Annotated in this window: 17 protein-coding genes; 5 read left to right on the forward strand and 12 right to left on the reverse strand. The window is 69.6% G+C overall.

The window, feature by feature from the left end:
* Positions 1–98: 98 nt before the first annotated feature.
* The 3 genes from ASF71_RS10955 to ASF71_RS10965 all read right to left on the reverse strand — a co-directional run bounded on the left by ASF71_RS10955 (position 99) and on the right by ASF71_RS10965 (position 2782).
* Positions 99–362: a cold-shock protein gene (locus tag ASF71_RS10955; RefSeq protein WP_056299566.1), complete on the reverse strand. Its 264-nt coding sequence runs from the start codon at positions 360–362 to the stop codon at positions 99–101.
* Between the two features lie 288 nt (positions 363–650).
* Positions 651–2099: a cell wall metabolism sensor histidine kinase WalK gene (locus ASF71_RS10960; RefSeq protein ID WP_235514349.1), complete on the reverse strand. Its 1449-nt coding sequence runs from the start codon at positions 2097–2099 to the stop codon at positions 651–653.
* A complete protein-coding gene (locus ASF71_RS10965; protein ID WP_056300488.1) occupies positions 2096–2782 on the reverse strand; it encodes a response regulator transcription factor in 687 nt (228 codons plus the stop codon). Before ASF71_RS10965 ends, ASF71_RS10960 begins: the two co-directional genes overlap by 4 nt.
* 115 nt (positions 2783–2897) lie before the next feature.
* Between ASF71_RS10965 and ASF71_RS10970 the strand changes: the two genes are divergently transcribed.
* From ASF71_RS10970 to ASF71_RS10980, 3 genes are all read left to right on the forward strand, one after another.
* Positions 2898–4361, forward strand: a complete 1464-nt coding sequence (locus tag ASF71_RS10970) for a TolC family protein (protein ID WP_056300490.1) — start codon at positions 2898–2900, stop codon at positions 4359–4361.
* Positions 4358–5431: a TolC family protein gene (locus ASF71_RS10975; protein ID WP_056299569.1), complete on the forward strand. Its 1074-nt coding sequence runs from the start codon at positions 4358–4360 to the stop codon at positions 5429–5431. The genes ASF71_RS10970 and ASF71_RS10975 overlap by 4 nt, the downstream gene beginning before the upstream one ends.
* 417 nt (positions 5432–5848) lie before the next feature.
* Positions 5849–6064 (forward strand): hypothetical protein, encoded by a 216-nt coding sequence (locus ASF71_RS10980; protein ID WP_056299573.1) that lies wholly within the window; start codon positions 5849–5851, stop codon positions 6062–6064.
* Between the two features lie 10 nt (positions 6065–6074).
* Here ASF71_RS10980 and ASF71_RS10985 read toward each other — a convergent pair whose 3' ends face one another.
* From ASF71_RS10985 to nirB, 3 genes are read right to left on the reverse strand one after another with little or no spacing between them, the layout of a single operon-like run.
* On the reverse strand, positions 6075–6911 hold the full coding sequence (locus ASF71_RS10985; protein WP_056299578.1) for a uroporphyrinogen-III synthase: 837 nt from the start codon (positions 6909–6911) through the stop codon (positions 6075–6077).
* The gene (locus tag ASF71_RS10990) at positions 6890–7282 is read right to left on the reverse strand and encodes a nitrite reductase (NAD(P)H) small subunit (protein WP_056300494.1); all 393 of its coding nucleotides are present in this window, start codon (positions 7280–7282) and stop codon (positions 6890–6892) included. Before ASF71_RS10990 ends, ASF71_RS10985 begins: the two co-directional genes overlap by 22 nt.
* Before the next feature lie 44 nt (positions 7283–7326).
* On the reverse strand, positions 7327–9909 hold the full coding sequence (nirB, locus tag ASF71_RS10995; RefSeq protein WP_056299581.1) for a nitrite reductase large subunit NirB: 2583 nt from the start codon (positions 9907–9909) through the stop codon (positions 7327–7329).
* 239 nt (positions 9910–10148) lie between these two features.
* Between nirB and ASF71_RS11000 the strand changes: the two genes are divergently transcribed.
* Both ASF71_RS11000 and ASF71_RS11005 read left to right on the forward strand, forming a co-directional pair.
* Complete coding sequence (locus ASF71_RS11000; RefSeq protein ID WP_156372742.1) at positions 10149–12275, forward strand: molybdopterin oxidoreductase family protein; 2127 nt, start codon at positions 10149–10151, stop codon at positions 12273–12275.
* Between the two features lie 99 nt (positions 12276–12374).
* Positions 12375–13595 (forward strand): MFS transporter, encoded by a 1221-nt coding sequence (locus ASF71_RS11005; protein ID WP_056299587.1) that lies wholly within the window; start codon positions 12375–12377, stop codon positions 13593–13595.
* Positions 13596–13645: 50 nt separating this feature from the next.
* On the opposite strand, the gene ASF71_RS11010 is transcribed toward ASF71_RS11005, so the two are convergent.
* The 6 genes from ASF71_RS11010 to ASF71_RS11035 form a co-directional block, all read right to left on the reverse strand.
* Positions 13646–13849, reverse strand: a complete 204-nt coding sequence (locus tag ASF71_RS11010; RefSeq protein ID WP_056299590.1) for a DUF2945 domain-containing protein — start codon at positions 13847–13849, stop codon at positions 13646–13648.
* Between the two features lie 67 nt (positions 13850–13916).
* Positions 13917–15440 carry a sensor domain-containing diguanylate cyclase gene (locus ASF71_RS11015; protein ID WP_082505943.1) on the reverse strand — a complete coding sequence of 508 codons (1524 nt, stop codon included), beginning with the start codon at positions 15438–15440 and terminating at the stop codon, positions 13917–13919.
* 273 nt (positions 15441–15713) lie between these two features.
* Positions 15714–16457, reverse strand: a complete 744-nt coding sequence (locus ASF71_RS11020; RefSeq protein WP_056299593.1) for a response regulator — start codon at positions 16455–16457, stop codon at positions 15714–15716.
* A gap of 57 nt (positions 16458–16514) precedes the next feature.
* Positions 16515–17243 (reverse strand): DUF4388 domain-containing protein, encoded by a 729-nt coding sequence (locus ASF71_RS11025; protein WP_056299597.1) that lies wholly within the window; start codon positions 17241–17243, stop codon positions 16515–16517.
* Positions 17240–20125, reverse strand: coding sequence for an Hpt domain-containing protein (locus ASF71_RS11030; protein ID WP_056299601.1), 2886 nt, complete (start codon positions 20123–20125; stop codon positions 17240–17242). Before ASF71_RS11030 ends, ASF71_RS11025 begins: the two co-directional genes overlap by 4 nt.
* A complete protein-coding gene (locus ASF71_RS11035; protein ID WP_056299604.1) occupies positions 20122–22452 on the reverse strand; it encodes a methyl-accepting chemotaxis protein in 2331 nt (776 codons plus the stop codon). The genes ASF71_RS11030 and ASF71_RS11035 overlap by 4 nt, the downstream gene beginning before the upstream one ends.
* Positions 22453–22481 lie beyond the last annotated feature (29 nt).

Consider the following 22481-nt stretch of genomic DNA (forward strand, 5'->3'; position numbering starts at 1 on the left):
CAGGCAAAAATCCTACTCCGTTCTGACTGGAGCAGGGTTTCGGGTAAGAGTAAACCGAAAAAGGAGCCCCGAAGGACTCCCATTCACTAAGGTGAGACTTACCAGCGGTCGTCGCGGCGAGCCGGACGATCGTTGTAGGAACCGGCCGGAGCGGCCTTGGTCACCACGATGTTCTTGGCCTGGGGGCCCTTGCCGCGCTGGCCTTCTTCGATCTCGAATTCGACTTCGTCGCCTTCGTTGAGCTTCTTGAAGCCGCTGCTCTGGATCGCGCTGAAGTGCGCGAACACGTCGGGGCTACCCGCCGACTCGATGAAACCGAAACCCTTCTCTGCGTTAAACCACTTAACTTTACCGTTAGCCATACTCAACCCCTTGACCAAGAACAACAACAGCACACGGTCTTACCTCGTGCGCCTTTCACTGCGTACTTGGGAAATTCTAGATCTAGATCATACACACTTCTGCGGGTTGATGACAACCCAGCTTACAGAGCGAACAACCCAGGACCTGAATCTGCTCAAAGAGTAGCACACCGGAGATGCAGAAAGCAACAGGGGCGTGAGCCCGACAAGACCAGTGGATGACCGGCGCTCCTTGACCCGGGTGGGTAGAGACTGAAGACGGCTGGAAAGGACGACAGGACTGTCTCACTAAGGCGCAGGCAACGGCTGAGCATAAGGAAAGGTCACGCTCAGGCGTGCGCCGCCCAGAGGACTCTTGTCGGCGTGGGCCGCGCCCCCGTGCGCCAGGGCGAGTGCCTGCACGATGGCGAGGCCCAGGCCACTACCGCCCGTATCGCGGGCCCGGCTCTCATCAAGGCGGGTGAAGCGGGTGAACACCGCCTCGCGGCTCCCGGCGGGAATGCCCGAGCCGTCGTCGTCGACGAGTAGGGTCACGCCCTGTTCGCCGGGCTCGACCTGTACGCGGACCTGCGCGCGGGCGTGGCGCAGAGCGTTCTCGACGAGATTGGTCACGACCTGACGCACCCGGTCGGGGTCGGCACGTAGCGGGGCGGAGGCGGTCAGCACGTCGAGCTGCACGCCCCGGCGTGCCGCCTGGTCCTGAAAGCCGTCCACGACCTCAGCGGCGAGGTCCCCGAGTTCAGTGTCGCGCAACTTCAGAGCCAGCCGCCCGGCGTCGGCCAGGGTCAGGGTCCGCAGGTCACCGACCAGCCGGGTCAGAAGCTGCGTCTGGGTGCTCAGCAGGGCGATCTGGTCGGTGTTCAGCGGATACACACCGTCCTCCAGGGCGTCGAGCCGGGCCTGCATCACCGCGATGGGCGTGCGCAGCTCATGGGCGATATCGGCCACCGCCTGCTGGCGCTCGCGCTCCAGCGCCTGGAGGCTCTGGGCCATCTCGTTGAACGACCGCGCCAGGTCGATGATCTCGCGCTCGCCACTCGCCCAGGCCACGCGCGAAGCTGCCGGCGGCCAGGGAGCACGCACCGCCAGGTCGCCCTGCGCCAGCCGGCGGGCCGCCTGCGAGACGGCCGTGATGGGCCGCGCCAGCCGGCGAGAGAGCCAGAAGGCCAGCGCCGCCGACGCCAGCGCCGCGACCAGCCCGACCTGTACGAGACTGTCCTGGATATTGCGCAGGAAATCCTGTGATCTCGGGACTTCCGGCGGGACCCAGCGGCGGCCACTGCCATTCCCATTGTCGGTTCCCTGAGCGGCCGTCCCCGTCCCGCTCCCGGTCGTCTGGATACGGCGCACCCGGACACCGTCCTCGACGACCGTCACGCGCCCGGCGGCCGTGACCGTCTCGCCCGCCACGCCGGGACTGCTCCAGCCGGGCGGCAGGTAGGGGTCGGCAGGCGACCCGGTGCGGATCTCGGGAACCGGCGGCGTGGGTGTCAGGACCTGTCCCTGGCGCTGGGCGGCCTGCTGGGCCCGCAGGTAGGTCTGGACCTCGGGCGGCAGCCGCCGGAACTCGCGCTCGACCGCCAGGTTGGAGAAGAAGAACGTGCTGCCCAGCGCCAGCCCCACCACCCCCAGCATGGCGAGCAGCAGGACGGCCGCCAACGGCGGCGCGCGGCGCGAGTCGGGCACGCCGCCCGGCGACGGCCCCTCCGGGAGCGGGGAGCCCGGATTCTGGGTCAAGAATCCGCCTCCAGCCGGTAGCCCACCCCGCGCACGGTGCGTAGCATCCCGGAAGCGCCCGCCGCGTCGAGCTTGCGCCGCACGCTGGCGAGGTGGGCGTCCACGACCCGTTCCAGAGCGTCGCTGTCGGGCAGGGCGTGGGCCAGCAGTTCCTCGCGGGTGAAGGCCCGGCCCGGCACCTCGGCGAGCTGCGCGAGCAACCGGAACTCGGCCGGCGTGAGATTCAGCGCCTGCCCGTCCACGCGGGCGGCCACGGCGCGGCGGTCCACCTCCAGGCTGCCCACCCGCAGCGGACGGTCCTCGGGATCCCCGAGAAGCTGGCTGGCGCGCCGCAGCACGGCCTTGACGCGCGCCATGACCTCGCGGGGGCGAAAAGGCTTGACCACGTAGTCGTCGGCGCCCAGCTCCAGGCCCACGATCTGGTCGGTCTCCTCGGCGCGCGCCGTGACCAGGATGACCGGGGTGGCGCTGCTGGCGCGCACGGTCTTCAGGACCTCCAGGCCGCTGCGCCCCGGCAACATCACGTCGAGGAGGATGAGGTCGGGATGCGCCGCCCGGAACACCGTGAGGGCCGCGTTGCCGTCGGAGGCCCGCTCGGTGCGGTAGCCCTCCTGCCGGGCGTAGGCTTCGAGCACCTCCGCGAGTTGCGGCTCGTCCTCGACGATCAAGATCAGGGCGCTCATGACCGCATGGTAGGCGCCGGCCGTGAAGGCCATGCGAAGGGCCGGGCAGCCATCTTCGACAAATCTTCAAAAAAGGTGCGCGCCGCCTTCTCTTAACTGCGCGATGCTGCCCCCCATGAACGCCCCTCCCCTGCGCCGGCCCTCACGCGCCCGGACCACCCTGCTGACCCTGGCCCTGGGTCTGGGCCCGCTGGCAGCCGCCCAGACAGGCCCGGCCGCCGCACCAGCCAGCACAGCTCCGGCGACACCGACAGCCATCCCCGAGACAGCTGCCGGCAGCGCCGCCGGGGCCACCGATCTCACTCTGGAAACGGCCCTGGCCCGGTTGGCCCAGGCCCCCAGCGTGACGCAGGCGGCGCTGAGCGTGCAGGTGGCCCAGACCAACCTGAACGCCGCGCGCGCCGCCCTGGGCCTGAGCGTGAGCGTGAGCGTGAGCGGCAGCGCGGGCTATACGGGAGGCAGCGCCGTGACCGACGGCAGCGGCGAGACCACTACAGAGGGCAGTCTCAGCGGCAGCGCGGGCGTGAACGTGAGCCTGGGCCTGTTGCCCTGGTCGAGCAGCCAGAACAGCCTGCAGGCGGCCCAGCGCAGCCTGACACTGGCACAGTCGCGGCTGGTCGCGGCCCAGGCGGCGGCGCGGCTCAATGTGGTGCAGCAGTACCTCGCGGGCGTGATCGCCGCGCAGGACGTGACCCTGGCCGACCAGACCCTGACCCTGCGCCAGCGTCAGCTGGAGGTTGCCCAGACCCAGCGCCAGAGCGGCAACGCTACCGATGAGGACGTCCTGAGTGCCCAGGCGGCCGTCCAGTCGGCGCAGGCCTCGCAGTTGCAGGCCCGCGCGAGCCTCGACGCCGCGCGGCTGGGGCTGGGCGCAGCGCTGGGCACCGACCTGGGGCCGGTCAGTTTCGTCACCGCTCCGCCCGAGAGTTTCGCGCTGCCGGACCTCGCGGCGCTCGTGGCACGGGCGCGGACCACCCTGCCGGACGTGGTCAGCGCCCGCAACGACCTCGCCGACGCGCAGCAGACCCTGGCCGACCAGCGGCGCGACCAGACGCTGCCGGACCTGACCGCCTCCGTACGCTACGGCCCGGCGAGCAGCGGCGGCCTGAACGCCAGCCTGAACCTCAAGGCCGGTACAGCCTCGGCCGGATACACCGTGCCGCTGAATTCTGGCAGTTCCGCGGGGGGCACCAACCGCGTGGTCGCCAGCGTGACGGGCAGCTACGTGGTGTACTCGCCGGCCCTCAAGGCCCAGGTCTCGGCCGCGCAGGCGAACGTGACCCAGGCGCAGCTGACCCTGAACGTGACCCAGCAGAACGCCGAGCTGAACGTGCGCACCCGCTACGCCACAGCGCAGTCGGGCCTGATCACCCTCCAGAGTCTCGCCACCGGGGTCGAGGTCGCCCGTCTGGGCGTCCAGACCGCCCAGACCCGCCTCGCGGCCGGGGTGGGCACGGCCGACGACGTGACCCAGGCCGGGCTCGCGCTGGGACAGGCGCAGCGCGCGCTGCAGAATGCTCGCCTGACCGCTCAGATCAACCTCATTCAACTCGACAACGCCGCCGGAGGCCTCCAGTGAAGCGCACCACCCCCCATACCCGACCCGTACCGACTCGTTCCCTGTCTGCCCTGCTCGGCGCCCTGCTGCTCGCCGCGCCGGCGCTGGCCCAGACCGGAACTGCGACCAGCGCCGGCAGCGCCGTGCAGGCCGCCCTGAGCAACAACAGCGACGTGAAGACCGCGCAGGCCAACCTCGACAAGGCGCAGGCCGCCAACCGCGCCGCGCAGGCCGATCCCAGCAGCCTGGTGGCCGCCAAGCTGAGTGCGCAGAACGCCGCCACGTTGGCGCAGGCCAGTCTGCGCGGCGCGCGCATGAATACCTTGCAGAGCACCGTCGGGGCCTACACGGCGCTGCTCGAGGCCCAGGAGAACGTGGAGGTCCAGACGTTGCAGGTCCAGACCGACCAGAAGGCCGTGCAGGTGGCGGGGGTCAAACAGGGACTGGGCAACGCCACGGCACTGGACGTACAGAACGCCCAGAACACGCTCTCGGCCAGCACTCAGACCCTCGCCGACGCCCGCGCGCAGGTGACGCTCGCCTCGGCCCGCCTCGCCACCCTGACCGGCCTGGGCAGCGGCGTGCGGGCCGGCAGCGCCGTGAACGTGCCCAAGCTGAGCACGACCCTGGCGGGCCTACAGGGTGGCCTGAACAACCTCAGCGCGCTCGTATCCGCGAACAACGAACTGGCGGCCGCACAGCTGAGCGTCAAGCTCGCCACGAACGACTTCACGCCCGCACGCACCCTGCAAGACGCCCAGACGGCCCTCGCCAACGCGCAGCGCAGCGTGAGCAGTGCCGGACAGACGGCTGCCCAGACCCTCGCCAGCGCCTACCAGACAGCCCAGAACGCCTACGAACTCCAGCAGGTCGCCCTGAACCGCGAGGCCGCCGCCCAGAAGACCTACACCCAGGATGCCGCGCGGCTCAGGAGCGGGACCATCAGCGCAGTTGACCTGCAGGCCACGCAGCTCACCCTGAAAAAGGCGCAGTACAGCCGCCTGCAGGCCCAGAACAACGTCCTGGAAGCCCTGGCGGCGCTGTCCGTGGCCAGCGGTCAGAACCTGACCGGCATCGGGGGCACGCTCTGAACAGCGGACCCGCTCCTGCCGGGGCGGGCAGCCAGTCGTTGTGAGTCTCGGTCCCTCCCTTCCGGGCTGGACGCGGGGCGGCCACCTGAGGGCTGTTCTTCCGGTGGGGTGAGCGCCCGCAGAGAAGTCCCGTACAGATACCGCCACTCATACAGAGGCCAGAGTGACGGCGCTTTTTAAATGAACATTCATCTGACCGGATGACCATGCCTCACGCAGCCGAAGGTGAAGACAGAAGAATCTCGTCCTCACGACTGGGCGGAGTGTTGCAGTGAAGGCATGACTAGGCCCCGGCAGGATTGCCCGACCACGCTTCTGTACGGAAGTTGGAAAGACGACCACGGGTCAACGCGGCGGTATTTCAGCGGCCGCGTGCTCGAATCCGACCGGCCGGATATCCGGCGAGGAGAGCTCGTCATGATTGTGTACCAGTGCCCGGATGACCGCGTGGTCGGTCCCTGCGTGCACGGCTCCTACGTTATGAAGACGAGTCGCCTGCGGCTGCCGCTGGTCAGCTTTCTGTGCGAGGCGATCCGGCATCCCGGCGGGGGCTGCCGGCAGGACACCGCGCCCTCGCAGTGGGCCGCCCTGGCCATCTCGGAAACGGCCCTGCCCACGGCCCGCCTGGCCTGAGCGGGCCCGGTCAGCCCGCCTGCCTCTGTAGAAAACGGCCTCGCAGGGTGGGCGCATGTTCGGCCGCCGTGCGGACCAGAATGCCCATCTTGTGCGGATTGGCTTCCAGGTCGATCCGCAGCCCCAGTTCGCCGGCCGACTCGCTGCACGCTGGCCCGATGCTGGCGACCACCATGCCGCGTAGCTGCGCCCTGACCGCAGCGAGCTGCCCCAGCGATTCGGCGTATTTCAGGAAGTGCAGGACCTGCGTGCCGCTGGACAGCAGCAGCACGTCGAGTTGCCCTGCGGCGGTCGCCTCGACGGCGCGGGCGAGTGGAGCGGTATCCTCGGGAAAGGTGCAGCGGTAGACCGGCACGCTGGTCACCCGCAGCCCACGCCCTTCCAGCTCACGCAGCATGGGCGCGGGCGCGGCTTCGCCGTATTCCAGGATGACCGCGTGCTGCCCCGGTTTCAGGGTCTCCAGCAGGTGAGACTGCACCTCGTGCCAGGTATGCGGCCGGGGCACGCTGACTCCTGTCAGTCCGAAGGTCTTGAGCGCCTGCATGGGTTTATTGCCGCGCGCGACGAGGTGCAGGCCACGCAGGGTGTCGAGGTGCCGGGGGTCGCGCGCCGCGAGGTCGCGCAGGAACAGCCGCGTGCCGCCCCCGGTCATGAAGGCCACGGCGTCGACCCGTCCCGCCGCCAGATCGGCCTCGAAGCGGTCGAGGACACCGCTCAGGTCGAGTTTCTGCTCGGCCATGCTGGGCGCCACCATCGGCACACCCCGGTACTTCCCGATCAGCACCGCCATCTCGTCGGCGCGGCGCGACTCCAGGCTCAGTACATTCAGTCCGGCGAACCAATCCACAGGTCACCTCCGTCCACGCGCGCGGCGTACACCGGCAGCCAGACGGCCGGATCGTCGAGGCTCTGGCCGCTGCGCAGGTCGAAGGCGTTCTTCAACAGGGGCGAGACGACCTTCAGGCCCACCTCTTTCGGACCGGCGCCGGCGCGCGCATAGCTGCCCGTCAGGCCGCGCGACATCACGTTGGCTCCGGTGAAGGGATCGCGGTTACCGAGCGCGAAGACCTCGCCGGCCACCGAGAAGACCGCCACCTGCTGTCCACCCACCAGTGCGCAGACGCCAGCACCAGGCAGGATGTCGCTCAGAGCGCATATGCGCGTCCAGGAGCGCGGAGCCGGAACGGGGCTGGGAGGTGATGCAGTCGAAGTGGTCATGGCGAGAACCTCCTTGTCGGTCACAGATGGGGAGAGGGCCAGCATCAGTCGTCGCCCCCGGCCATCGGCAGTGGGGTCAGGTGAGACAGGCCCGCAGGCAGGTCGGCGGGGCGGATCTGGCCGCGCTCGTCCACCCACTGCACGCCGTCGTCGCGGGCGTCGCTGTTCACGAAGGTGCGGAAGCGGGCGCGGATCTCGGGAGTCTGGACCGCGCGGGCCCACTCGTCCTCGTAGCTCGCCACATGGCGCTCCATCTCGGCTTCCAGCTCGGCGCAGATGCCCAGGCGGTCGTCCAGGATCACGGCGCGCAGGTAGTCCAGGCCGCCGTCCAGGTTTTCCAGCCAGACCGAGGTGCGCTGGAGGCGGTCGGCGGTGCGCACGTAGAACATCAGGTAGCGGTCGAGCAGCCGCACGACCTCGTCCCCGTGCAGGTCGGAGGCGAGCAGCACCGCGTGCTTGGGGGTCACACCGCCGTTGCCGCCCACGTACAAATTCCAGCCCTTCTCGGTGGCGATGATCCCGAAGTCCTTGCTGCGGGCCTCGGCGCACTCGCGGGTGCAGCCCGACACGCCGCTCTTCAGTTTATGCGGGCTGCGCAGGCCCCGGTAACGCAGTTCCAGGCGCACCGCGAGGCTGGTGCTGTCCTGCACGCCGTAGCGGCACCACGTGCTGCCAACGCAGCTCTTGACCGTGCGCAGGCTCTTGCCGTAGGCGTGGCCGCTCTCGAAGCCAGCCGCGATGAGTTCTTCCCAGATGGCCGGGAGGTCGTCGCGCTGCGCGCCCAGCAGGTCAATGCGCTGCCCCCCGGTGATCTTGCAGTACAGGCCGTAGCGCTTGGCGACCGCCCCGATGGCGATGAGGCCCTCGGCGGTGATCTCGCCGCCCGGCACGCGCGGCATGACCGAGTAGGTGCCGTTCTTCTGGATGTTTGCCAGGAACGCGTCGTTGGTGTCCTGAAGGGGCGCGTGTCCCGGCTTCAGGACGTGCTCGTTGTAGAGGCTCGCCAGGATGCTCGCCACCGCCGGCTTGCAGATCTCGCAGCCCAGGCCGTGGCCGTGCGCGCCCAGCACCTCGTCCCAGGTGTGGTGGCCTCTGACCCGCACGAGGTCGAAGAGTTCCTGGCGCGAGTACGCGAAGTGCTCGCACAGATGGTTGGAAAAGGTCTCGCCCAAGCGCGCAAGTTCGCTCTGGAGCAGGCCGTGCAGGCTGGGCACGCAGCCGCCGCAGCCGGTGCCCGCGCCCGTGCATTTTTTCAGGGTGGCCACGTCGCGCGCGCCCCCCGCAATCGCGCCGCAGATGGCGTCACTGTGCACGTTCTCGCACGAGCAGATCAGGGCGTTGGAGGCCAGCACGGGCGCAGTCCCACCCGGCAGCGGCGGCACGATCAGGGTTTCGGGCGGCACGGTGAGGGGCGCGCCGCTCAGGGTCAGGTCGAGCAGGTCGCCGTAGCGCGAGGTGTCGCCTACCAGCAGGCCGCCCAGCACCTTCGTGCCGTCGGGCGAGAGCACCAGCTTGGAGTAGGTGCCGCGCACGTTGTCGCTCAGGCTCACCGTGCGGCAGCTCGGCGTCGTGCCCCTGGCGTCGCCAAAACTGCCCACCTCGACGCCCAGCAGCTTGAGCTTGGTCGAGAGGTCGGCCCCGGTGAAATGCACCTCGGCGGCGGGCAGCACGCCCAGGTCCATCAGGACGTTCGCGGCCGCCACCTTCGCCATCGCGTAACCGGGGGCCACCAGACCGTAGATGCGGCCGTCATGCAGCGCGCACTCGCCCACCGCGTACACGCCTGGCGTGCCGGTGCGGCAGTGGTTGTCGATCTGAATACCGCCGCGCTCGCCCACCGGCACGCCGCTGGCACGGGCGAGGTCGTCGCGCGGGCGGATGCCGGCCGAGAACACGACCAGATCGGCGTCCAGGCGGCTGCCGTCGGCAAAGTCCAGGCCGGTCACGCGGCCCGCTGCATCCAGCGTGATCTCGCGGGTGGCCCTGGCAGTGTGCACGCCGATCCCCATCTCCTCGATGATGTTCTGCAGCGCGCGCCCACCTTCGGGGTCGAGCTGCGCGGGCATGAGCTGCGGCGCAAACTCGACGACGTGCGTCTCCAGCCCCAGCTTGCGCAGCGCCCCGGCGGCCTCCAGCCCCAGCAGACCGCCGCCAATCACCACGCCGCGCCCAGCGCCCATGGCGGCCGTGCGGATCGCTTCGAGGTCGTCCAGCGTGCGGTACACGAAGCACCCCGCCGCATCCTTCCCCAGCACCGGCGGCACAAACGGAAAGCTGCCGGTGGCGAACATCAGGGCGTCGTAGGCCAGCACGCGGTCGCCCACCGTCACCGTACGCGCGGCGGTGTTCACCGCATGGGCGCGGCCGTAGACCACCTCCACCCCCTGAGCGGCGTAGCCGTCCGGAGTGGTCAGGGACAGGTCGGGCTGCGGATCGTCGAAAAAGCTGCTGAGGCGCACGCGGTCGTAGGCGAGGCGCGACTCTTCGCTGATCACCGTCACGCGCAGGGCACCTTCCCCGGCCTGGGCACGCAGGGCGTCCACGAAACGGTGGCCGACCATGCCGTTGCCGATGATCAGGACGTGGGGGACCGGGGACGCAGATTGGGGGGTCGCAAAGTCAGTCATGGAAAAACGCCTCCGAAGAGCGGGGGGAGCGGGGGCCGGCGGGAAGAGCCGACGGGCAGGCCTCTCCAGCCATTGGGCCGGAAGACTATCTGTTTGTCAAAAAATATCTGGACAACCGACAAATATCTGTCACCTAATCTAGTTTTAGGAGACAATTTTTGTTCTGCGTCACTAAAAAGAGGTACGTTCGGCAAATTCGGGGTTGACAGACTATTCCCTCTCCCGCCAAGGTGACGGCTATGAGGACACCCTCCCCCACCACGGTCCGGACCACCTGCCCGTACTGCGCCGTGCAGTGCAATTTCGACCTGCACCTGGAAGGCGGGCTGCCGGTGAAGGTCACGCCGACCAAGGACTGCCCGGTGGCGCACGGCACGGTGTGCAAGAAGGGGCTGTCGGCCCTGAGTGACCTGCGCCATCCCGACCGCCTGAGCACGCCGCTGCTGCGTAGGGGCGGCGAACTCGTCCCGGTGGGCTGGGCCGAGGCGATGGCCTACGTGCGTGAAGCGCTGACGCCCCTACTGGAGCGCGACCCGGGGCTGGTAGGGGTGTTCGGCAGCGGCAGCCTGACCAACGAGAAGACCTATCTGCTGGGCAAGTTCGCCCGCGTGGCGCTACGTACAGGCAACATCGACTACAACGGCCGCTACTGCATGGCCTCGGCCAGCACGGCGATGAACCGCACGGTGGGCTACGACCGGGGCCTGGGGTTTCCTCTGGCGGACATCGGTACGAGCGACCTCATCTTGCTCGTAGGGGCCAACGTTGCCGAAACGCTGCCGCCGATCATGCAGTACCTCAAAGCAGCCAAGGACCGGGGCGGCGTGATCTATGCCGTCGACCCACGCGCCACGACCACCACCAAGGTCGCCGGGCGCGGTCTGAACCTGCGCCCCGGCAGCGACGGCGTGCTGGCGCTGGGGCTGCTGCACCAGATGAAGCGGTGGGGCAAGATTCGCCCGACTGCCCCAGCGCACGGCATGGCCGAGGTCCTGGGCCATGCCGACGATTACCCGGCCGCCCGCGTGGCCCACGAATGCGGCGTTCCCGAGACCGAGTTCATCACGCTGGCCCACGCCTACGCCGACGCCGCCAAACCCCTGATCCTGACCGGACGCGGCCCCGAGCAGCGCGCGCAGGGCACCGACACGGTGCAGGCCTTCATCAATCTCGCGTTCCTGACCGGGCACTTCGGCAAGCCGGGCGGCGGCTACGCCACCCTGACCGGCCAGGGCAACGGCCAGGGCGGGCGCGAGCACGGCCAGAAGAACGACCAGCTCCCCGGCGCGCGCAGCCTGCGCGACCCCCGTCACCGCACCGAGATGGCCGCGCTGTGGAGCATGGCGCCGGAAGACCTGCCGCAGCCGGGATATAGCGCCCAGGAATTGCTGAACGCCTGCGGCCAGCCCACCGATCAGGGAGGGGTCGAGGCCCTCATCGTGCTGGGCAGCAACCCGGTGGTGAGTGCGGCGGGGGCCGGGCAGGTGACCGAGCGCCTGCGGGGGCTCAAGCACCTCATCGTCATCGACTTCCTGCCCAGCGAGACCGCGCAGCTCGCCACGCTGGTCCTGCCCGGCAGCATGTGGTGCGAGGAGGAGGGCACGACCACCAACCTCGAAGGCCGGGTGCAGCGCCGCCGCAAGGCCATGACCGCGCCGGGAGCCGCCCACGAGGACTGGCGGATTCTGTGCGACCTCGCCGCCGCCGTGGGCCGGCCCCAGGGCTTTACATACGGCAGCTTCCGCGAGCTTCAGGACGAGTTCTTCGCGGCGACCAGGGGCGGCAAGGCCGATTACAGCGGCCTGAGCGCCGAGCGCCTGGACCGCGCCAGTGCCCAGTGGCCGGTGAAGTCGGCGGACGGCCCCGATACGCCTTACGCCTACGCCCCCGGTTATCCCACGCCGGGCGGGCTGGCGACACTGCACGTACCCGACGTGCGGGTCACGCTGGGCGCGCCGCGAAGCCTGACCCTGATCACCGGGCGGCTGGGCAACCAGTACCAGAGCGGCACCCAGAGCCGGCGCAACCCCGCGCTGAGAGCCGAGGCCACCGCTCAACTACACCCCGACACCGCTGCCGAGTACGGCCTGAAGGCGGGCGACCCGGTACGGCTACGCACGGCGCACGGCGAGACGGTCCTGCCGGTGGCCCTCACGCCCGGCATCCGCCCCGACACCGTATTTCTGCCCTTCCACTGGCCGCAGACCGCCAACCTCCTGACCGACCCCGACACCCTGGACCCGCACTCGCGTATGCCGCAGTTCAAGGGCACGGCCCTGACGCTGCACCCCGCCGGGCATCCGGCAGGGCTGCCCGCGCCGCTCGTCGGGGTTCCGGCCCACATCAGGGCGGCCGCGCCCCTGTAGCTCGCCCTTACCTTCCCCACAACGTCTCCAGTCCAGGCCCCCGCCCGCAGATCGCCGCCCTGTCTCCTCCACCCCGCACTCTCCCAAGGAAGGTCTGACATGACGCATTCTGCTGCCGCTCCCCTGTCCGCCGACGCCCGCCGGGTCGTCGCCTGGTCCACCGCCGGCTTCACGTTGATGTTCGCCGTATGGGTGATGTTCGCCATCGTGGCCCTGCCCATCCGCCGGCAGCTTGGTCTCAGCGACGCGCAGTTCGCCCTCCTGACGGCCATTCCGGTCCTGACAGGCTCTCTGCTACGCCTGCCCGCCGGACTGCTCGCCGACCGTCTGGGCGGCAAGACAGTGTTCCTGTGGGTCACCTTCGTCACGGCCGGCTTCGCCCTGGCCCTGGCCTTCGCACACAGCTACGGGGTCATTTTGGCCCTGGCACTGGGTGTGGGTCTCGCAGGCGTGAGCTTCGCAGTCGGCAACGCCTGGATCGCGCAGTGGGTGCCAGCCGCGCGCCAGGGCCTCGCACTGGGCACCTTCGGGGCAGGCAACGCGGGCGCCAGCATCACCAAACTGGCCGCGCCCCTGCTCGTGGGGCTGGTGCCAGCCGGACTGCTCATTCCCAGCGGCTGGCAGTTCGTGCCCTTCGTGTTCTCGCTCCTGCTGGTGGGAGTAGGGCTGCTCACGGCCCGTTTCACCCCGGCCGACACGCCGCGGCAGGCCACGCGCACGCTGGGCGACTGGCTGCGCCCGCTGGCTGCGGCGCAGGTCTGGCGCTTCGGGCTGTACTACGTGGTGTTCTTCGGGGCCTACGTCGCCCTGAGCCTGTATCTGCCCAAATTCTACGTGGACCACTACGGCCTGCCCCTGGCCGAGGCGGGGCTGCTCACGGCACTGTTCATCTTTCCGGCCAGCCTGCTGCGTCCCCTGGGCGGCCACCTCAGCGACCGGTTCGGGCCGCGCGTCGTGACGGTCGCGGCCTTCGCGGTCATGCTGCTGGGGCTGCTGCCACTGACCCGTGAACTCCCAATCGCACCTTTCGTGCTGCTCACCACCGTGGTCGGCGTGGGGATGGGGGTAGGCAAGGCCAGCACCTACACATTGGTCGCGCAGTGGTACCCCGGCCAGATGGGCGTGGTCGGCGGCCTAGTGGGGCTGCTGGGTGGCCTGGGCGGCTTCGTCCTCCCCCTCACCTTCGCGGCCTTGGCTCCCAGCCTGGGCGCCGGGACGGCCTTCCTGACGCTGCTGGGGCTGACCTTCGTCAGCGCTCTGGTATTCCTGGCGAGCATGCTGCGCCTGCGGGCGCTGGGCCGTCAGCCTTCGTTGGTCTGACCTCCACCGGGTGAGGGCCGGGCCGTGTTCGTGCCCGGCCCTCACTCCTGTCAGGCCTTCGAGAGCGCCTCAGCGGTATGGGCGGCGTGGCGCCCGTCTTCGAGGCGCACCACGTAGCGCGGATCGTCCTTGCTGGCGCGGTAGTGAAAGCCCGCGACCTCTCCGTCCTCGTGGGCCACGCGCACCACCTCGCCGTGTGCCTCGCCGCCGTGGCTGTTCCACTTCACCCGGTCCCCTGTCTTGAAAGTCGTCATGACCGAAGGTGGCACGCGCCGAAATACCCCCGCTGTCAGCAATGAGACAGACCGGGTTTCAGGGAGGTCAGACCCCAACCTCCACCATCCGGTCCTTACGGCGCCGTTTGGCCGCGTACATGCGGGTGTCGGCCATCTCCAATAGCTCTTCCAGGACGCCCATCTGGGTCGTCACCGTCCCGGTACTGACGCCGAGCGGCGTGGGGGCGACCTGCCGGACCGCCAGCACCGCGAGGTCGATACGTTCGAGCACCTCGTCCTCGGGGTACAGTCCGGGCAGCAGCAACACGAACTCGTCTCCCCCCAAACGGTACACCCGGCCGTCGAGCGCGAACTCGGCCGCCAGCGCCCCGGCGAAGACCTTCAGCGCCTTATCGCCCTCGGCGTGCCCGGCCGCGTCGTTGAGTCCCTTGAACCCGTCGAGGTCCATCAGGGTGACGGTCCAGTCGCTCGCGGGTGCGGCGGCCAGAGCCTCTTCCAGGGCGCGCCGGTTACCGATCCCGGTGAGGGCGTCCTGTCTGGAGATCCGGGTGGCGGCGGCCAGGGCGTCGTGACGCTGCATGGCGCTGCGGATGCTGCGGCCCGCGGCCTCCAGTAGCGCGCGGTCGCTCGCCCGCCACGGCCGCCGCTCCTCGCCCCCGGCCCGCAGCACCACCAACACTGCCCGGTCCTGCTCCTGTTCCCACAGTCCCAGGGGAACCCAGGCCACGGCCCGCAGGCCCAGCTGCGCCGCGTCCGGCACCGCGGCGGGATGCGCGGCGTAATGGTCGACATAGACATTTTGCTGCGCGCCCAACAGGGTGGCCGTCACACCACTGCTCTGCCGGTCGGTCTGCTGGAGGATCTCGTTCAGCGCCGGGGAAAAGTCCGACTGGGAATGTACCACCCGCACATAGGTACACTCGCCCTGAATGGTCACCAGCGCCGTCCAGTCGGCTCCGACCGCCTCACCTAGCAGCTGCGCCACATGCCCGGTGATCTCCTGGGGGGTACCGCTCATGTTGCTCAGGGCCGTGACCGCTTCGAGCGTCCTGGCATTGTCCAGCTCACGCTGCAGCCCGGCAGAGTACAGGTCCTGCGCGCCGAGCTGCCGGCCCAGCTCCTCGGTATGGCGCCGCAGCTCCAGCTCACTGACCGCGAGCGCCGCGAGGTCCTGAAGCACCTGAAGGTCGTCGTCGCCCAGGCAGCGCGGGGCCGTGTCAAAGACACATAGTGTTCCCACATGGTGGCCGCGCGGCGTGACCAGCGACGTACCGGCATACATCCGGGCGCCGCCCCGGACCAGCCCGAGGTCGGCGAAGCGCTCGTCCTCCCGCAGGTCGGGCACGACCAGAGGGGTGTCCTGCGAGACCACCCAGGCGCAGGGCGAATCGGAGCGGGGCAGCTCGGTGCGTGCCGTGCCGGCCGCCGCCTTGTTCCAGTGGCGGTCCTCGTCCACGAAATTCAGGATGGCCGAGGACACCCCCAGCAGCCGCGCGGCGAGGCGCACGATGCGGTCATAGTTCGCCTCGGCCGGGGTATCCAGGATGCCGTAGCCCGCGAGGTCCAGAAGTCGTGCGGCCTCGTTGGTGGGCACCGGTGTCCGAATCATGACTCCACGTTAACTTCAGCCAACTGACGCAATTCGGACAGGAGCCGCACCCAAGGCCACCCGATGGGGGTCAAGCGGCCGGTGTTCTTTTATCCCGGACAGGGCCGGGACCACCGGTCAGACTCGTGGTCCGCTCCACGAACACGGACATTCCGGGCCCCGGACGCGCATCCGGGCTCTTTGCAGATGCAGGTCCGACACGCGGAATCCCGGCTGTCCAGTGGCTGCGCAGGAGGCGGGGGCACATCCCCCCTGCCTCAGCCAGCGCCGGAATCAGTTGACGACGCGCGCCGTTCCTTCCGGAGCACCCATCAGCACAACCACGAAATGCCCCGGCAGGTTGTGAATGACCATCTGGTGCGCGCCGTAGCGGATGCTGACCTGGTCGATGTCCTCGCCGAGCATCTGGCGGCCCAGCACCCCGGCCGTATTGGTGAAGAAGCGGGCGAACAGCTGAATGTTCTCAGGCAGCACGTTGCCGGTCTGTTTCAGGGGCTGGCCCTGGCGGTCCAGAATCACCACGTCGCGCACCTGGGGGTGGTCCTCGTAGGTCTGCAGGAGGGCGTTCAGGGCGCCCAGATCGCCATTGTCGATCGCCGGCGCGGTGGGCATAGGGTCGGCAGCCTTTTCTCCGGCAGCCTGGCGGTGAGCGGCGAGCACCTCGTGCACGAGCGGAATGAGCTCCTCGGAGCGGAAGGGCTTACGCAGCACGCCGCTGGCCCCGGCTTCGCGGGCCTGCGCACGGACCTCGTCGTCCACGTTGCCACTCATCAGGATCACGGGCAGGTGCGCCGAGCGTGGATCGGCCTTGAGACGGCTGCACAGTTCCAGGCCGCTCATGCCGGGCATGATCACGTCGACCATCAGCAGGTCACAGGCCGCCGCCGCCTCGTCGAGCATGTCCAGGGCCTGCTCGCCACTCGAGGCGCTGCGGCTGTCCAGGGCGTGATTGCGGAAGGTGATTTCTAGCGCCTTGCGGACGCTGACGCTGTCGTCGACGATCAGAATTTCAGGCATGTGAGGGGAGTCTCCAGAACACGGGAATCAGGGGGACGCGGAACTTCGGGGAAGGGGTCAGGAGAGGGGCCGGTGGGCTACCGGCGCGGAGTGCGCGTGATCAAGGTCCACCGCGACTTCGAGCAACAGGCGCGAGGTCGAGAGTTGCAGGTCGGCCATGCGTGGCACTGGCAGCGGCGCAGACACCGCGCAGAACCGGAACCCGGCGTGCTCGGTCTTTTCGACGGCGCGCATGAGCGCGGTCATGGCGGCCTTGCCGCTCAGCCCGGCGTATTCGGCGTATGTCACGTCGCCGCCCTGCATAAGCAGATAGGCCCCCGGAGAGAACAGTTCGGTGCCCAGGTCCACCGTCCAGTGGCCGTGCAGGCCCATCTCGCCCACCCAGGCGAGCAGATCGCCCAGCGGGAAATCCACGAGTTGCCCCTGGAGCTGCGAGGGCGCCTCCTCGCACAGCGGCGCGCCCAGCAGGTGCGGCGAGCGGTCGAGCGAGCGCATGACCTGCCGGAACATCTGCGGCGTGGTCTCCATCTCGCCGCCTGGGCTCAGGAGGTGCAGGGGGGGCGCGCCGTCCGGAAAGGTTTCGGCGAGGATCTCGGCGAACTCGGCGCCGCTCATGTCAGGAAGTTCGGAGTCGCACACCACTGCCGAGACGGTCGTGCGTTCGAGCTGGGTCAGGGCGGGCAGGCCGCCGTCGGCTTCAAGCACGTCCATGCCAGCCTGCCGCGCTAGGGCGGCGTACAGGGCCGCGCGCGCGGGGTCCTGCAGGATGGTCAGGAGCCGGGTCATGCCCAGTCCTGTAGGGTCGCGTCACGCGACGCCATCGCCTGCGCGGCGAGGCCCTGGGGGGCGAAGAGTGACTCGAGGCGCCGCAGCAGCAGCGGCTCGTTGACGGGTTTGGTGAAGTAGTCGGCCGCGCCGAGCTGGAAGGCCAGTCGCTGGTGCTTCTCGCCCGCACGGGTCGTCATGACGAGCATCGGCAGGGCGGCAGTGCTGAAGCGCGAGCGCAGCCCCTCCATCAGCTCGTAGCCGTTCAGGCGCGGCATCTCCAGGTCGGTGACAACCGCGTCGAAGTGAGGGTCGAGGTGCAGCAGGTCCAGCGCTTCCTGACCGTCGGCCGCCACATGCACCTCGTAGCCGCCGCGTTCGAGCATGCGGCCCACGAGCTTGCGCACGCTCAGCGAATCATCCACGAGCAGCAGGCGGCGCAGCGGCGCCTTCTCGGCGACCGTCTCCTGGCGCAGCCACGCCTGGGGGCGGCGCGAGAGGCGGCGCAGTCCGGCCGGTTCGAGCACGGGGCGCACCTCGCCGCTGGGCGCCAGGGCCAGGCCCGAGAGATAGTCGAGTGAGCCCAGCGCCAACCCCGGCGCCGTGACCCCGGCCTCGACGAGTTCGCCGAATTCGCCCACCTGCGCGGCGACCATACCGATCACCGAGTTCAGGAACACGAGACGGTACGACCTCACCTCGCCCGCCGGCTGACCCCACAGGGGGCGCAGGTCCACGACCGGAACGAGCTCGCCCTCGAACTGGGCGTAGCGCTCGTCGCCCTCACGCACCACTTCGTCGGCCGGTACGTCCCGCAGCGCGCGCACCGAGGCCAGCGCGAAGGCGACCTCCGGCGACTCGGGGCCGCCGACCCGCACCTGCAGCAGGTCCATGATGCGCTGCGCGGTCGGGAGCCGCAGCGTGAAGGCCGTGCCCACGCCGCGTTCGGTCTGGATGAGCAGCTCGCCGCCCATCTGACGCACGGCGGTCGCCACCGCGTCCATGCCCACGCCGCGACCGGCCACCCGGCCGACCTCAGCCGCGGTCGACAGCCCCGGCAGCAAAATCAACCGCGCGAGTTCGTCGTCACCCATCCGACCGAGTTCCTGAGCCGAGCGCAGCCCGCCGGTCAGGGCGCGGTCGCGCACGCGGTCGAGGTCCAGGCCCTGACCGTCGTCGGCCACCGTGACCTCCAGGAACTGCCCGGACTCGGCGGCGCGCAGCCAGATCTGACCGCGCGCGGCCTTGCCGGCCTGCAACCGGCCCTCGGCGGCGCCCAGACCGTGCGACACGGCGTTGGTCAGCAGGTGCATGAGGGGTCCGGTGAGACGCTGAAGCACGCTGCTCTCGACCTGGATGTCCTCACCCTCGACCACGAGGTCGAACGGCGGGCTGCCCTCCACGTCCTGCTGCTCCCGCGACCAGCGCTTGAGGCGGGCCGTGGCCTGCGTGAAGGGCACGCGGCTGGTGCGGTTGACCGAGAGGCGCAGGCCACGCAGCAGCTTGCCCAGCCGCTCGTTTTCGTCCTGCAACTCGGCCACCGTATCACTGAGGTTACGCCGCACTTCCGAGAAGTCGGCGCTCAGCTCGGTCACGCTGCGCGAGAGGATGTTCAGGTCGTCATAGGTATCGAATTCCAGTTCCGCGAACTGCCCGGTCAGTGGACGCTCGCTCCCCATGGGCGCCTCTTCGCGCTGCACGAGATCAGGGTTGAGATGCCGTTCCTCGAAGTCGCGTACCGCGCGCTGAAAGCGCTGCTGGCTGTCGCTCATGCTGCGTTCGAGATCGCTCAGGCGTCCCAGCAGGTTCGAGAGGCGCGCGCGTGAGGTCACGGCGGTGCCCACCTGGTCGAGCAGGCCTTCGAGCTGTCCCGCCGGCACACGGATGGTGGTGCGCTGCGCGTTGTCCGGCAAAGCCGGAGCCGCCACTGCCGCAGCAGGGGCCGGAGCGGCAGGCGCCGCCGAGAGCGGGGGCAACGGCGCCTCGCCGCTCGCCATGCGGCGCAGCCCTTCGCTCTGGTGGTCCAGACGCCGGGGCAGCAGCGCCGCGCCGCCGCTGGGGTCGCCGCCCTCGGCCGTGAGGAGCAGATCGTCGGCGAGATCGGCAGCCTGTTCCAGCAGTCCACGCACGCCCATGTTCAGGCCGAGGTCCCCGGCGCGCACGGCGCCCAGCAGGTCCTCTGCGCCGTGGGCAAAGTCGCCCAGCACGTTCAGGCCGACCATGTAGGCGCTGCCCTTGATGGTGTGCGCCGCACGGAACATGACCCCGAGGTCGCCGTCCTCGCCGCGCGCGAGTTCGGTGCGCAGGGCCGCGAGATGCTCGCGCACTTCCGGCGCAAAGTAGTCCCAGACCTCTGCCTGCTCGCGCACGAAGCGCCGCAGTTCGTCTGCCGTGTCGCCCTCGGCCACTTCCTCGGCAGCGGTGTCGGCGTCGGGCACCGCGTGGGCCGGCGCACGCAGCGTGAAGGCTGCCGGCACCGCGCGCAGCAGGGCGCCCAGTTGCTCGGTGCCGCCCTGGCGGGTGAAGGTCTGGCCCAGGTCGCGGTCGTCGCCCCCAGTACGCAGGGTGTCCAGACTGCCTTCCAGCACGCGGCACACCGTGTCCAGCAGAGCGACGAATTCGCTGCGCTGCGGGGTGGGCAGCTCGGGGCGGGCGTCCAGGACGCGCTCCAGCAGGCCGCACAGCACCGAGAACTGCGCGAAACCGTACAACCCGGCGCTGCCGCGCAGGCGGTGGGCCAGCAGACTCAGGGGGGCCAGCGCGGGGGCGAAGGCCTCCGGCGAGGCCGTCTCCAACGCCGCGACGCCCCCGCGCAGACCGGCCAGCACTTCGCCGGCCTCGGCATAGAACGCCTCCATCAGTTCGGCACTCAGGGCGGGCGAGCGCGCGGCGAAGGAGGTCATGCGGGCAGCCGGAAGCGCGAGAGGCTGGCGCCCAGTTCCTGCGAGAGCTGCTCGAGCTGTTCGGCGGCCGTGCGGCCACGCGTCACCGAGCCCTGCGATTCCTGGGCGATGCTGGCGATCTGGCTCACGGCGCCGCCCATCTGCTCGATGCTGCGCACCTGGTTCTGGGTCGAGTCGGCGATGAGTTCGGCGAACTGCGCCGCCTGCGTCGCCAGGACGCCCAGTTCGCGCAGACGTTCCCCGGCGCTGCCGGCCACGCGGTAGCCCTGCTCCACCTCGCGGGTCCCGTCCTCCACGCTGGTGATCACGTCTTGAATCTCGGCCTGCACGTTCTTGATGAGCGTGGCGATGCGGCCGGTGGCCTGCGCCGAGGTGTCGGCCAGCTTCCGGACCTCGTCGGCGACGATGCTGAAGCGTCCGCCGGCCTCGCCCGCGCCCGCCGCCTCAATGGAGGCGTTGAGCGCCAGCAGGTGGGTCTGACGGGTGATCTGCGTGATGGTGTCCACGATGTCCTGAATTTCCAGCGAGCGGTCCCCCAAGCCCTTGATACGCTTGGCGACGCCCTGCACCTCGCGGCGGATGTTCTGCATCCCGCTCAGGGTGCCTTCCACCGCTTCCTGACCCTGCTGCGAGGCGAGGAGCGCCTGCTGCGCCGTCTGGGCCGAGGACTGGGCGTTCTGCGCCATCAGTCGGATGGCCTGCGTCACTTCGGCGGCCTGTTCGGACACGCGCCGGGCTTCTTCCACCGTCGCCAGGGTGCCGCGCTCGATCTGCGCCGTGGTGCCCAGCATGGCCTGCGAGCCGCCCGTGACCGACTGCGAAGCCTGCTGCACTTCCTGAAGCACCTGCGCGAGCTCGTCGGTCATCAGGTTGATGGAGTCCACGACGTTGCCCAGCACGTCCTCAGTCACCTGGCCGCGCCGGGTCAGGTCGCCGCCCGCGATGTCCATCGTCACGTCGAGGAACTCGCCGATGTTGTTCTGGAGCTTCTGGGCTTCGAGACGTTCCTGCTCGACACGCAGGGCGTTTTCACGCAGCTGCGCGGCGGCGGTGTTGAAGGACGTGGTGAGCAGGCCCATCTCGTCACGGGTGGTGACGGGCACGTTGACCTGTAGGTCGCCGGCGGCCAGACGGCGCGAGGCGCTCGTCAGGGTGCCCAGCGGACCGGTGATGGAGCGGGCGATGAGGAACAGCAGGCCGGCCACGAGCAGCGTGCCCAGCACCAGCAGCAACGTGCTGAGTTGCAGGCTGCGGGTATGGCTGGCGACCTCGGAATTCAGGATGCTGCCGAGCGTGTTCACCGACTGCTTGAAGGTGCCGTACAGCGCCCCGAGGTAGGCGGGGCTGAGCTGCGCGAGTTCGGCCGAGGTGATCGAGAGACGCTCGGGGACGATCAGGCCGTCGTTCAGGCCGTTGAACACGTCGTCGGCGCTGGTCTGGAGCTTTTGCGCGGCGGGACCCAGGGCAGCTTTCAGGTTCGGCGAGAGCGCCGTGGCCGCCTCGAGGTTGGAGGTGATCTTGCTGGCCGCCTGATAGGCGCTTTCCCAGGCCACGCGCGCGTCGGCGCGGTTACGGGCGTCGATGACGGTGCCGCGGGCCCCCAGGCGCTCGAGCACCGGCGAGGTGCCGGCCACGACCGAGCCGGCCAGCGCCATGTTCTCCGGCAGGGTGGTGGTGGTCAGGCTGAACAGTGAGGACAGCCGCGGGTCGGCGGTGACGTTCAGCTCCTTGGCGACCGCCACACGGGTAAAGAGCGGCGTGACTGAGGTCTGGAGCACATCGCTGTAGGCCTTCTGGGCCTCGGCCGCGGTGACCGACGCCGACTCCACGCTCCAGCGCAGGGTGTCGAGGTTCTGCTGGGTCTGCTTGACCTCGGCAGCCAGACTCTCGAGGCCCTGCGCGGTGGCCGCCGTCGCCAGCGCCTTGAAGGCCTTTTCGAGCGCCTGAAGCTGCTCGGTGTTGGCGACCTGTGCGCCGGTCTCGCCCTGAAGTACCCGCACCGAGGAGAGCTGCACCTGCTGGGTGTTCTGGAGCACTTCGAGCAGCGGCACGAGCAGCTGCTGACCGCCGAGCTGGGTCTGGAGCTGGCGCACCTGGCCCTGCTCGCCGCGCAGCTGCGCGACGTTGCTCACGACGAAGGGCACGCCGAGCAGCAGTCCGGCGAGGGCCAGTTTCTGACCTACCGACAGCCGGCCCAGCAGGGTGCTGCGCTCACCGGCAGGCGGGCGGGGGGTGCCCACCCGCGCCGAGGGGCGGGTCTTGGTTCCGGTCTTGCCGGGCAGCAGCGGGGCGGCGGTGGTGGGGTCCAGACGGGCGTTTTGTGACATGGCAAACTCCTTGCTCGAATCGTGGAAGG

Origin of the sequence: Deinococcus sp. Leaf326 (genome assembly GCF_001424185.1) — a bacterium.
GTDB lineage: Bacteria > Deinococcota > Deinococci > Deinococcales > Deinococcaceae > Deinococcus.